13 protein-coding genes are annotated in these 12,583 nt (G+C 53.6%); 2 read left to right on the forward strand and 11 right to left on the reverse strand.

Annotated elements, in window-relative coordinates; translation table 11 throughout:
• Window positions 1–61 precede the first annotated feature (61 nt).
• Complete coding sequence (locus ACJHYD_RS16475) at window positions 62–502, forward strand: DUF2756 family protein (RefSeq protein ID WP_000826131.1); 441 nt, start codon at window positions 62–64, stop codon at window positions 500–502.
• Here the strand turns inward: ACJHYD_RS16475 and ugpQ are convergent.
• From ugpQ to livK, 11 genes are all read right to left on the reverse strand, one after another.
• On the reverse strand, window positions 489–1,232 hold the full coding sequence (gene ugpQ, locus ACJHYD_RS16480; protein ID WP_000073563.1) for a glycerophosphodiester phosphodiesterase: 744 nt from the start codon (window positions 1,230–1,232) through the stop codon (window positions 489–491). The genes ACJHYD_RS16475 and ugpQ overlap by 14 nt on opposite strands.
• Window positions 1,229–2,299, reverse strand: coding sequence for a sn-glycerol 3-phosphate ABC transporter ATP binding protein UgpC (gene ugpC, locus ACJHYD_RS16485; protein WP_000907822.1), 1,071 nt, complete (start codon window positions 2,297–2,299; stop codon window positions 1,229–1,231). Before ugpC ends, ugpQ begins: the two co-directional genes overlap by 4 nt.
• A 1-nt stretch (window position 2,300) precedes the next feature.
• Window positions 2,301–3,146 (reverse strand): sn-glycerol-3-phosphate ABC transporter permease UgpE, encoded by an 846-nt coding sequence (ugpE, locus tag ACJHYD_RS16490; protein WP_000572164.1) that lies wholly within the window; start codon window positions 3,144–3,146, stop codon window positions 2,301–2,303.
• Complete coding sequence (gene ugpA, locus ACJHYD_RS16495; protein WP_001551781.1) at window positions 3,143–4,030, reverse strand: sn-glycerol-3-phosphate ABC transporter permease UgpA; 888 nt, start codon at window positions 4,028–4,030, stop codon at window positions 3,143–3,145. Before ugpA ends, ugpE begins: the two co-directional genes overlap by 4 nt.
• Window positions 4,031–4,205: 175 nt before the next feature.
• Window positions 4,206–5,522, reverse strand: coding sequence for a sn-glycerol-3-phosphate ABC transporter substrate-binding protein UgpB (ugpB, locus tag ACJHYD_RS16500; protein WP_000803191.1), 1,317 nt, complete (start codon window positions 5,520–5,522; stop codon window positions 4,206–4,208).
• 359 nt (window positions 5,523–5,881) lie between these two features.
• Window positions 5,882–6,628 carry a tetratricopeptide repeat protein gene (locus tag ACJHYD_RS16505; protein WP_000558842.1) on the reverse strand — a complete coding sequence of 249 codons (747 nt, stop codon included), beginning with the start codon at window positions 6,626–6,628 and terminating at the stop codon, window positions 5,882–5,884.
• 118 nt (window positions 6,629–6,746) lie between these two features.
• Window positions 6,747–7,460, reverse strand: coding sequence for a high-affinity branched-chain amino acid ABC transporter ATP-binding protein LivF (gene livF, locus ACJHYD_RS16510; protein WP_000416901.1), 714 nt, complete (start codon window positions 7,458–7,460; stop codon window positions 6,747–6,749).
• Between the two features lies 1 nt (window position 7,461).
• Window positions 7,462–8,229 carry a high-affinity branched-chain amino acid ABC transporter ATP-binding protein LivG gene (gene livG, locus ACJHYD_RS16515; protein ID WP_000082101.1) on the reverse strand — a complete coding sequence of 256 codons (768 nt, stop codon included), beginning with the start codon at window positions 8,227–8,229 and terminating at the stop codon, window positions 7,462–7,464.
• Window positions 8,226–9,503: a branched chain amino acid ABC transporter permease LivM gene (livM, locus tag ACJHYD_RS16520; RefSeq protein ID WP_001551782.1), complete on the reverse strand. Its 1,278-nt coding sequence runs from the start codon at window positions 9,501–9,503 to the stop codon at window positions 8,226–8,228. Before livM ends, livG begins: the two co-directional genes overlap by 4 nt.
• Window positions 9,500–10,426, reverse strand: coding sequence for a high-affinity branched-chain amino acid ABC transporter permease LivH (gene livH, locus ACJHYD_RS16525; protein WP_001295111.1), 927 nt, complete (start codon window positions 10,424–10,426; stop codon window positions 9,500–9,502). Before livH ends, livM begins: the two co-directional genes overlap by 4 nt.
• Before the next feature lie 47 nt (window positions 10,427–10,473).
• A complete protein-coding gene (gene livK, locus ACJHYD_RS16530; RefSeq protein ID WP_001389825.1) occupies window positions 10,474–11,583 on the reverse strand; it encodes a high-affinity branched-chain amino acid ABC transporter substrate-binding protein LivK in 1,110 nt (369 codons plus the stop codon).
• Window positions 11,584–12,006: 423 nt separating this feature from the next.
• Between livK and panM the strand changes: the two genes are divergently transcribed.
• Window positions 12,007–12,390 carry an aspartate 1-decarboxylase autocleavage activator PanM gene (gene panM, locus ACJHYD_RS16535; RefSeq protein ID WP_000778795.1) on the forward strand — a complete coding sequence of 128 codons (384 nt, stop codon included), beginning with the start codon at window positions 12,007–12,009 and terminating at the stop codon, window positions 12,388–12,390.
• Window positions 12,391–12,583 lie beyond the last annotated feature (193 nt).

Genomic DNA, 12,583 nt, shown 5'->3' on the forward strand with positions numbered 1-12,583 from the left:
TAATCATCGTTTTGCCGGGAAGCGAGTAAACTTAAAGAATATCTTCAGAGGAGGATACGCGATGAAACGACTTCTGCTTTTGACGGCACTCCTGCCGTTTGTCGGCTTTGCACAGCCCATTAATACTCTGAACAACCCCAACCAGCCGGGATATCAGATCCCCAGCCAGCAGCGGATGCAGACTCAAATGCAAACGCAGCAAATCCAGCAAAAAGGGATGCTGAATCAGCAACTGAAAACGCAAACGCAGTTGCAACAGCAGCATTTAGAAAACCAGATCAACAATAATTCTCAGCGGGTGTTGCAGTCACAGCCGGGGGAGCGAAATCCCGCCCGGCAGCAAATGCTGCCCAACACCAACGGCGGGATGTTAAACAGCAACCGTAATCCGGATAGTCCGTTGAATCAGCAGCATATGTTGCCGGAGAGGAGAAACGGCGACATGCTGAATCAGCCCAGCACGCCGCAGCCTGATATTCCGTTGAAAACTATTGGGCCGTAAAGTTCGGACCAATCACGTCAATCGCATCGGTGCAGATGCAATCCACGCCCCAGCGCAGCAACTCTGCCGCGCGCTGGGGTTTATTGACGGTATAAACCAGAATCCGTAATCCGGCGTCTTTCAACTGCATCACTCGCGCTTTATCAAGCAACTTATGATTGAGATGAATAGAGACGCAGCCCAGTCGCGCGGTCAGTTCTCGCCAGTCGTCGCGCCACTCATCCAACAACAAACCGCGCGGCAGTTCCGGTGCAGCCTGTTGTGCAGCTTCTAAAGCATCAATCTCAAACGATGACAGCAGCGGCGGCGTCATATCGGCCCACAGTTCGCGTGCCGCCAGCGCCACCATTTTGCCCGTTAATGGCCCGGTGCCAGTGGTGGGTTTGATTTCGATATTCGCCATCATCCCGTGTTCGCGACAGCGTTCCGCCACCTGCGAAAGCAACGGTAGCGGCTCACCTTTAAACGCTTTGCTGTACCAACTGCCTGCATCCACGCGCAGTAAATCCTGCCAGTTCAGATCGCCCGCGACGCCCCAGCCGTTGCTGGTGCGTTCAAGATTGTCGTCATGGAGCAGGAAGATCTCGCCATCTTTCGATAACTTCGCGTCAAATTCGATCATCTTATGACCGTATTTTGCCCCGACGTCGATTGCTGCCAGGGTGTTCTCCGGGGCCAGTTTACCGCCGCCACGATGGGCGACGATGCGGGGATAAGGCCAGTTACTCATACTCGTTGTCCTGTTTCACCATCAAAAAGATGCAGCTGATTTTCCGGCAGATGCAGCCACAGCGTGCTGCCTGCCGTCGGGCGCTCCTGATGCGCCAGTCGCACCACCAGCTTCTGTTCGCCCCAGCGTCCGTGCGCCAGGTTATCTGCGCCGAGGATCTCCAGCGTGTCCATCACCAGCGGCACGCCACCTTCAGCCTGCGAACGTAGCGTAATATGTTCCGGGCGAATGCCGAGAGTCATTTTACGTCCAGCATACTGACGGTAGCCACCGTTTAGCGGCAGCGCGATACCGCCGTCCAGTTCGAAATGCGTACCTTCGTTATTCACACGCCCTGCCAGCAGATTCATCGCCGGACTGCCGATAAAACTCGCCACAAACAGGCTGGCGGGCTTTTCGTACACTTCAACTGGCGTGCCAATCTGTTCGGCAACGCCGCCGTTCATCACCATTACTCGCTGGGCGAGCGTCATCGCCTCAACCTGATCGTGGGTAACGTAGAGTGAAGTCGTTTTCAGGCGACGGTGCAGCTGTTGCAGTTCAAGACGCATCTGCACACGCAACTTGGCATCGAGGTTAGAGAGCGGCTCATCAAACAGGAACACTGCCGGCTCACGCACAATCGCACGCCCCATCGCCACACGCTGACGCTGACCGCCAGATAACTCACGCGGGCGGCGCTTAAGCAGGCCGTCCAGCTCCAGAATGCGCGCCGCTTCTTTAACACGTTCGGCAATTTGTTGCTTGCCCATGCCGCGAATTTTCAGCCCCCACGCCATATTCTCCTCTACGCTCATATGCGGATAGAGCGCGTAGTTCTGGAACACCATCGCAATCCCGCGATCTTTCGGCTCCATTTCGGTGACACGCTTGCGGTCGATCCAGATATCGCCCGTCGTTACCCGCTCCAGTCCGGCCACCATTCGCAATAACGTCGATTTCCCGCAGCCAGACGGCCCGACCATCACGATAAATTCGCCATCCGCCACATCAAGGGTCAGCGGTTTAATGACCTGGGTTTTGCCATCCCAGCTTTTGGTTACTGCCTGTAATTTCAGTCCTGCCATCTTATTTCTCACTATCGACCAGGCCGCGCACAAAGGCACGCTGCATCACTAAAACAATCACCACCGGAGGGATCAGCGTTAACAACATCGCCGCCATCACCGAGTTCCATTCCGTGGTGCCTTCGCCAGTGGCGATCATCCCTTTAATCCCTGCCACGGTGGTGCCGAGATCCACATCGGTAATAATCAACAACGGCCACAAATACTGGTTCCAGCCGTAGATAAAGGTGATCACAAACAGCGCCGCCAGATTAGTTTTGGAGAGCGGAAAAACGATGTCGCAAAAGAAGCGCATTGGTGACGCACCGTCGATCCGCGCCGCTTCCACCAGCTCATCCGGCAGCGTCATAAAGAACTGGCGGAAAAGAAACGTGGCGGTCGCCGAGGCCATCAGCGGCAGCGTTAAACCGGCGTAGCTGTCGAGCATTTTCAGATTGGCGATCACTTCCACCGTCGGGAAAATACGCACTTCAACCGGCAACATCAGAGTGATAAAAATCATCCAGAAGAAGAGGTTACGTAGCGGAAAACGAAACCAGACAATGGCAAATGCCGAAAGCATCGAGACGGTAATTTTGCCGAGCGTAATGCTGAACGCCATCACAAAGCTGTTAAGCAACATCCGCCAGAAAGGCGCACTATTCGTGCCTACCCCGTTCACCCAGATGTTGTGGATGTTTTCCAGCAGATGTGTGCCGGGGATTAGCGTCATCGGCGCGGCGTAGACGGCCTGTTTATCCAGCGTCGCCGCGACAAACGCCACGTACAGCGGGAAGAGGATCACCGCGATCCCGAGGATCAGCATGGTATGGCTGAATATTGTCAGCCACGGACGGTTCTCAATCATTGGTAACGCACCTTGCTTTCAACATAGCGGAACTGCACCACCGTCAGCACGATGACGAGGAACATCAACACCACCGACTGCGCGGCAGACGAAGCCAGATCCAGTCCGGTAAAGCCTTCGCGGTAAATCTTATAAATCAGCGTCGTGGTGGCCTGAACCGGCCCGCCGGACGTGGCGGCGTCGATCACCGGGAAGGTGTCGAAGAAGGCGTACACCAGGTTCACCACCAGCAGGAAGAAACTCACCGGAGCGATAAGCGGCAGCGCAATCTTAAAGAAGCGGCGAATCGGGCCTGCACCGTCGATGGCTGCGGCTTCGATAAACGAACGGGGAATGGATTGCAGCGCGGCATAGAAGAACAGAAAGTTGTAGCTAATTTGCTTCCACACCGAGGCAAACACCACCAGAAACATCGCCTGACCGCTGTTTTGCGCGTGGTTCCAGTCGTAGCCGAACTCAGCGAGAAAATGGGTGATCAGCCCGCGACCAGGGTTAAACAGGAAGATCCACAATACGGCGGCAACGGCGGGTGCCACGGCGTAAGGCAGCAGCATTAAGGTTTGATAGAAACGGCTGCCGCGCACGATGTACTCCACCAGCGCCGCAAAGAACAGCGACACCAGCAAACCGCTGACGGTGACAAAGGTGCTGAATTTTATCGTCGTCCAGAAGGAGTCGAGATAGTAGCTGTCATGAAACAGCGCGACGAAGTTATCCAGGCCGACAAACTGGCTGGAGAAACCAAACGGATCGACGCTTTGCAGCGAGTACCACAACGCTTCGCCCGCAGGCCAGATAAAAAAGATAACGGTGATAATGAGCTGCGGCGCGACCAGCAAATAGGGCAGCCAGCGCGAGCGGAACACCGGACGGGATGATGACATAGTTAAACTCTTCGTGTTGTGTTCCCCTCACCCCGGCCCTCTCCCCAAAGGGGCGAGGGAGAAAGGCGGTGCATACTTTCCCACCGAGCGAAGTTGCAAACCGACACGGCACCTGGATACCACGCCGATCGGTCCCCTCTCCCTTTGGGAGAGGGTTAGGGTGAGGGTAAGAGAATTAAGACTTCGTAGACTGCTCAAAGCGGCGCAGTAACTGGTTCCCACGCTCAACGGCGGTATCCAGCGCCTGCTGTGGTGTCTTCTTACCGGTCCACACGCTCTCCAGCTCTTCATCCACAATCACGCGGATCTGCGGCATGTTGCCCAGACGCAGCCCTTTGGTGAACGGTAACGGCGGCTTATTCAGCATCTGACGCGTCGCGGTATCCGCCCCTGGGTTTTTCTCATAAAAACCCTGCTCACGGGTCAGGTCATACGCCGCTTTGGTGATTGGCAGATAACCAGTTTTCTGATGCCACTCGGCAGCGTTTTCTGGCTTCGCGAGGAAGTCGAGGAACTTCGCCACACCCGTATAAGTTTCTTTATCTTTACCCTGCATTACCCACAAGCTGGCTCCGCCGATAATGGCGTTTTGTGGCGCATCTTTCGCATCGGCGTCGTAAGGCATCATGCCTACGCCGTAGTTAAATTTGGCGTACTCGCGAATGTTGGCGAGAGAACCGGAAGAGGCGGTGGTCATCGCGCAATCACCGTTATAGAACTTCTCAGTGGATTCATCCTTACGCCCGACGTAGCTGAAATCGCCCTTCTTGTTCATCTCTTCGAGCATAGCGATGTGTTTCACCTGCTCCGGCTTGTTGAACTCCAGCACCGCGTCTGTGCCGTCAAAGCCGTTGTTTTTGCTGGCAAACGGCAGACCGTTCCAGGCGCTAAAGTTTTCCAGTTGGATCCAGCCCTGCCAGCCGCTGGCGTAGCCGCACTTCATACCGGAGGCTTTCAGTTTTGCGGCATAGTCCGCCAGATCCTGCCAGGTTTTCGGCGGCTGTTCCGGGTCTAAACCGGCTTTCTTGAAGGCGTCTTTGTTGTAATAGAGAACGGGAGTCGAGCTGTTGAACGGCTGGGAGAGTAAGTGGCCGGTTTTGCTGTCGGAGTAGTAGCCTGAAACCGTCGGCACAAACTGCGACTCATCGAACTGAATCCCCGCCTCTTTAAACACGTCATATACCGGTTTAATGGCTTTCGACGCCATCATGGTGGCGGTGCCAACTTCATAAACCTGCAAAATAGCAGGCGCGTTGCCGGTACGAAATGCGGCAATCCCCGCGCTTAAATTCTGTTCGTAGTTGCCTTTATAGGTCGGTACAATTTTGTAATCCGGGTTTTCGGCGTTAAAACGTTGGGCCAGAGAATCCACCTCTTTACCCAGTTCCCCTTCCATAGAATGCCAGAACGGAATGGTCGTCACTGCCTGTGCATTCCCCATTAACGCCAGTCCGAGCGCCAGTGCTGAAGCTGTATAATGTAACGGTTTCATCGTTTATCTCTCTTGTTGTACCGAATGCGCGAATTCACGCGTTTTATGCTCGCGGGGTAACATGACATGCTCGAATTACAGAAAAATAACTTTTTTGTTACATTTGTAAGATAGTAAGGTGTCAGAAAGATGACAAGGCGGTGACGGTACGGGTGAGGGAAAATGGGAGATGGGGCACGGATATCCCGAGAATGCACTGAAAAGAGGCGATTAACGGCCAGCTAATCGCCAGAACTCCTTACCATGAAGAGCAAAAATGGCAGCAAATTCTGCGTCCAGTTTTGCTGCCCGATGAGAGCTACATTTTTCAATTTTAACAAAAGATTGCCGCGACACTGGTCTAACGGCAAAGAAGATTTTCATTGCACCACACTCTGCTTCAGCCGCTCATTGGCGGTCTTAATCCATTCCCGGTGGTGTTTTCTATAATGAGGTCTTGAGCGTTTAGCCGTATCAACCACGGCAACATACTGCTCGTTGGCTTCACGTAACCGACTCATTTTCGCCAACATTTCCGCATAGTAAATACGCGCCTGCGGGCCGGGGTAATAAGAAATCAATACTTCAAACTCGCTTTCCGCATCAGCGTATTTTTCTTGTGCGGCTAACGTTCTGGCAAATAACAAATGCCCGTCTGCCGACTGAAAATCAGGGTTATAACGCATCACATCTTCCAGCGTCTGCTGACAGGCGGCGAACTCCTGAATAGCAAACTGTGCCTGCGCCAGGCTTAGCATCATTGCCGCTTCATGGGCGAATATCCCGCTTAACGCCTGCTGATAATGGGGAACAGCTTCGTGATAACGCCCCAGACGCGCCAGTTCATTAGCCAACGCATAATGGTTTTGATTGGTCTCGGCAATCGCCAGTTCTTCGGTTAATTTGCGCAGGTGGCGCTCAGGGTTGAGTTTGTCCTGCAGGCGCATCAGCAAAGTATGCCCGTGACGGTCAGCGCCCGTTTCAGGCAGCATCACTATGACGAAATACGCCACGCAGCCAATCACCGGAAAACAGAAAATGATAAAAATCCAGTACCGCTCTTGTCCGGTACGGTAAGCGTGAATACAGCAAAGCAGTTCAAGCATGACAACAACGGCATAATGCATGGGAGGGAACCTTTCCGTGGCAAATAAGTGGTCTGGTTTTAATCCTCCTGGTCAGTTGAAACAAGTCTGTATACGGACGAATAACCCGGCAGAACTTAGCTGCCGGGTTATCGATAATTTACCCGCCTAAATACGCACTTCTCACTGCTTCGTTCGCCAGCAGCGCATTACCAGTATCGGAGAGCACAACATGGCCGTTTTCCAGCACGTAGCCGCGATCAGCGAGCTTCAGCGCCTGGTTGGCGTTCTGCTCGACGAGGAAGATAGTCATCCCCTGCTCGCGCAGTTGTTCGATGGTGTCGAAAATTTGCTGGATGATAATCGGCGCAAGACCGAGCGATGGCTCATCAAGTAACAACAAACGCGGGTTGCTCATCAGCGCGCGACCAATCGCCAGCATCTGCTGCTCACCGCCGGACATGGTGCCTGCCCGCTGAACACGGCGCTCATGCAGACGTGGAAACAGTTCATACACCCACTTTATGCGCTCCTGGAACTGGTCGCGTTCGGCAAAAAAGCCGCCCATCGCCAGGTTCTCTTCCACCGTCATCCGCGAGAAAACGCGACGCCCTTCCGGGACAATCGCCACCGCTTCGCGCATGATTTTCGCCGTCTGCCAGTCGGTAATGTCTTTATCATCAAACACAATTCGCCCGCTGGTGGCGCGTGGGTCGCCGCATAACGTGCCGAGCAAGGTGGTTTTCCCCGCGCCGTTCGCGCCAATGAGGGTGACAATCTCGCCCTGATTGATATGCAGGCTCACCTCATGCAGCGCCTGGATTTTGCCGTAGTGGGCGCTGACTTTGTCAAAGGACAACATGACTTTTTCCATCTTATGCCTCACCTAAATAGGCACGGATCACGTCCGGGTTATTACGGATCTGCTCCGGCGTACCGTTTGCCAGCGGCGTCCCCTGGTTGACCACGTAAATTCTGTCTGAAATCCCCATCACCAGCTTCATATCGTGTTCAATCAACAAGATAGTGGTGTTGTGATGGTTACGCAGTTCGGCAATCAGCTCATCCAGCTCTTTCGTCTCTTTTGGGTTAAGACCTGCTGCCGGTTCGTCGAGCATTAAAATCTCCGGCTGCGTCACCATGCAGCGGGCGATCTCCAGACGACGCTGGTCGCCATAGGCCAGGTTGCTCGCCTGGCGGTTGGCGTGTTCCAGCAAACCAATACGCTCAAGCCAGGTGGCGGCGCGGTCGAGTGCTTCACTCTGGGCGCGACGGAAAGAGGGTGTTTTCAACAGGCCGGAGAACAGCCCGGTTTTCAGTTGCTGATGCTGTGCCACCAGCAGGTTTTCAATCACCGTCATTTCACGGAACAGACGCACATGCTGGAAGGTGCGCACCACGCCCATGCGGGCGATTTGCTGCCCCGGTAAACCTTCCAGATGCTGATCGCGCAGTAAAATGGTGCCGCCGGTAGGTTTGTAGAATCCGGTCAGGCAGTTGAAGACCGTGGTTTTTCCGGCACCGTTAGGGCCGATTAACGAGACGATCTCCTGCGGGTACAGTTCAAGATTGACGTTGTTCACCGCCAGCAGGCCGCCGAAGCGCATCATCAGGCCGTTAACAGATAATAATGGCTGACTCATGCCTGCTCTCCTTTTGCTGCGCCGTTTTTCAGCTTGAGTTGCGGGCGCGTCATGGGCAGCAAGCCCTGCGGACGCCAGATCATCATCAGCACCATCAAACCACCGAGCATTAACATGCTGTATTCGTTGAAATCACGCATCAATTCGCGCGACACCACCAGCAAAATTGCCGCCAGAATTACCGCAAATTGCGAGCCCATACCGCCGAGCACCACTATCGCCAGCACAAACGCCGATTCGGCAAAAGTGAAGGATTCAGGGCTGACAAAGCCCTGGCGCGCAGCAAACAGCGTTCCGGCAAAACCGGCAAACGCAGCGCTGATGGTAAAGGCAGTCAGCTTGATACGACGCGGGCTTAAGCCCAGCGAACGACAAGCGATTTCATCTTCACGCAACGCTTCCCACGCACGCCCCAGCGGCATCCGCAGCAGGCGGTTAATGACAAACAGGCTTAACACCACTAGCAGCAACGCCACCAGGTACAGGAAGATAACGCGATCGGAGGGATCGTATTTCAGGCCAAAGAAATTACTGAACGTGTCCCAGCCGCCTTCACGGGCGGTACGGCTGAACTCGAGTCCGAAGAGCGTCGGTTTCGGGATCTGACTGATACCGTTCGGTCCGCCGGTAATTTCGGTGTTATTGAGCAGCAATATGCGCACAATTTCGCCGAAACCGAGGGTAACGATCGCCAGATAGTCGCCACGTAAACGCAACACCGGGAAGCCGAGCAGGAAGCCCGCCGCCGCTGCCATTAACCCGGCAATCGGCAGACAGGTCCAGAAGCCCAAACCGTAATAGTGATTGAGCAGCGCAAAAGTGTAAGCGCCGATGGCGTAAAAGCCGCCGTATCCCAGCACCAGCAGACCAGAAAGACCTACCACCACGTTCAGCCCGAGACCGAGAATAATGTAGATCATGGTCAGGGTGGCGATATCCACCGTCCCACGTGAAACCATAAACGGCCACGCCACCGCAAGCACCAGCAGCGCCACGAGAAACAGCTTTTGCTTCACCGTGGAGCCATCAATGGCGGGCAGAATAAACTTCGGTCCGGAAATGCTTTTCAACCCTTTCTGGAAAGCCGGTCGCAAAAGCTGGAAGAAAAAGACCACCGCCGTGCCGATAAACACCCACTGCCAACGGATGTCTGAAGCCGTGTCGACCACCAGTTTGGTGCCATCCAGCTCCAGTTGCACGCCCATAAAGACGCCAGCGAGGACAAAGAACATCGCGGCAGAAAGCAGCGCCATTGCAATATGCATCGGTTTCATACTTTCTCTACCTCCGGGCGACCCAGAATACCGGTCGGCATCACCAGCAACACCAGAATCAGTAGGGCGAATGAGACCACATCTTTATATTCCGTACTCAGATAGGCAGAAGAGAGCGCCTCCGCAATCCCCAGGATCAGCCCGCCAATCATCGCTCCCGGAATGCTGCCAATCCCACCGAGCACCGCAGCGGTAAAGGCTTTCATCCCGGCCATAAAGCCGATATAGGGGTTAATGACGCCGTAGAACTGGCCGAGCAACACACCCGCCACCGCCGCCATTGCCGCGCCAATCACAAAGGTCAGCGCAATCACCCGGTCGGTGTTAATGCCAAGCAGACTCGCCATTTTCAGATCTTCCGCGCAGGCACGACAGGCGCGCCCCATGCGGGAATAGCGAATGAAAATCGTCAGCGCCAGCATGGCGAGGAAAGTAACAATCCAGATCACCGCCTGCATGGTGGTAATAGAGGCAGAGAAGTTTTCGCTATGGCCCACCACCCACTGACCGTTAAACAGGCTGGGCAGCGCCACGTCGCGCGAACCTTCGGTCAGGCTGACGTAGTTTTGCAGGAAGATGGACATACCGATTGCCGAGATGAGCGCAATCAGGCGCTTAGAGTTACGCACCGGGCGATAGGCTACCCGTTCAATACTCCAGCCGTAGGCGCTGGCAATGACGATTGCGCCGACGAATCCCGCCGCCACCAGCAGCCAGCCGGTATCAATGCCCATCATCATCAGTGCGGCGATGATCATAAATGAGACGTAGCTGCCAATCATATAAACCTCGCCGTGGGCGAAGTTGATCATGCCGATAATGCCATAAACCATGGTGTAGCCGATGGCTATCAGCGCGTAGGTACTGCCCAGCGTGACGCCGTTAAACATCTGCTGCAAGAAATACAAAAACTGCTCAGACATAAGGTAACCTTTCTAAACCCGCCCGCATTTTACGGGCGGTGGGATGATCACTTGGCTGCCGTGGATGAACCGTCGGCGTGCCACTGGAAGACACCAAAATCAAATCCCTTAAGATCGCCTTTTTCATCCCAGTTCAGCGGCCCAATCACGGTATTTGCACCGTTAGCTTTTAAATCTTTCACCAGCGCCAGCGGCTCATCGCTGCCGGTACGCTCAAGGGCAGTTGCCAGAGATTGCACCGCCGCGTAGGTGATCCAGACATATGGCCCGGATGGATCTTTCTTGTCTGCTTTCAGCGCATCAACGATGCCTTTGTTTGCCGGGTCCTGGTCATAGCGTTTTGGCATGGTGACCAACATGCCTTCGGCAGCATCGCCAGCAATATTCGACAACGACGCATTACCCACACCTTCCGGCCCCATAAACTGAGTTTTCAGGCCAACGGAACGGGCCTGGCGCAGCATCTGCCCCATTTCCGGGTAGTAACCGCCGTAGTAAACGAAGTCGATATTTTCTTTTTTCAGGCGGGCGATCAGCGCGGAGAAATCTTTCTCACCCGCGGTAATACCGTCGAAGAAGACAACGTTGGCGTTAGCCGCTTTCAGCCCGTCCTGCACCGAACGTGCCAGCCCTTCGCCATACTGTTGTTTGTCGTGAATGATGGCGATGCGCTGGGGCTTCACCGTCTCAAGAATGTATTTTGCCGCCGTTGGCCCCTGGGAAGAGTCCAGCCCGGCAGTACGCATGATGTGTTGATAACCGCGTTGGGTCAGTTCCGGGTTGGTCGCTCCCGGTGAGATCATCAGAATACCTTCGTCTTCGTAGATATCCGACGCTGGCTGGGTAGAGGAAGAACACAGATGACCAATAACGTATTTAATGCCGTCGTTAACGATTTTGTTGGCGACCGCAACGGCTTGTTTCGGGTCGCAGGCGTCGTCATATTCCACGCCAACCAGCTTATCGCCTTTAATTCCCCCTTTGGCATTAATGTCTTTAATCGCCTGACGCGCGCCGTTAAATTCCATATCGCCCCACTGGGCAATCGGGCCAGACATCGCGCCGACAACGGCGACTTTAATATCGTCAGCCATAGCGGTGTGTGAAATTGCCAGTGCAATCATCCCTGCGATGATAGTTTTCGCATTCCGTTTCATAGTCAAAAATCCCCATTCGTGATGTTGTGTTGCTTTGTTTTTATGTGTTAACAAATCAGACTGTTCTTTTTTTATACTGCACTGTTTTTGCCTGTCTGATTAAGGATTTAGCGCAGTATTTTGTGATAATAGCGATTAAAATCCCTATTTTTCAGTCGATTAAGAACAGATAATATTCTGAATTTAATGATAGATAAACAGAAAAAAGTGCCGTTGTCAGCATAAAATAACGGCACAAAGGGCGGAATAATTCACTATCATTCAGGGGATTATGCTGGGTATTTTTCATTCTATAATGTTTTAACTTTGTAATTATTGCTGTTAAAAAATTAATCACCTGCCAAAAGAAATAAAAAAGAGAAAGCCTCCGATTAAATTATTTCGCTACACTGGTTCCACTTTTGTGATTTACACGGGTTCCCCATGAAGCTGACCATCATTCGATTAGAAAACTTTAGCGACCAGGACCGGATTGACCTGCAAAAGATCTGGCCGGAGTATTCCCCTTCCTCTTTACAGGTTGACGATAACCACCGTATCTACGCCGCGCGTTTTAACGAGCGCCTTCTCGCGGCCGTGCGGGTAACCTTAAGCGGCACCGAGGGGGCACTGGATTCCCTGCGTGTTAGGGAAGTCACCCGCCGTCGCGGTGTGGGGCAATATCTGCTGGAAGAGGTTTTGCGTAACAATCCTGGCGTTTCATGCTGGTGGATGGCGGATGCAGGCGTGGAAGATCGCGGCGTGATGACAGCGTTTATGCAGGCACTGGGATTTACGGCACAACAGGGCGGCTGGGAGAAGCGTTAATCGTAAAGTTTGATTTCAAAAGTGATGACCAACGAGAAATTGCCTAATGCGCTACGCTTATCAGGCCTACAACGTGTGTTGCAATTTACTGATTTCTTTGGATCTTGTAGGCCGGATAAGGCGTTTACGCCGCATCCGGCATGAAGCAACGTACTCGATATTAGCAATTTGGCGGCAACCCAAAGTTGCCGAT

Origin of the sequence: Escherichia sp. WS1368 (genome assembly GCF_046487485.1) — a bacterium.
In the GTDB taxonomy this organism is placed as follows: domain Bacteria; phylum Pseudomonadota; class Gammaproteobacteria; order Enterobacterales; family Enterobacteriaceae; genus Escherichia; species Escherichia coli.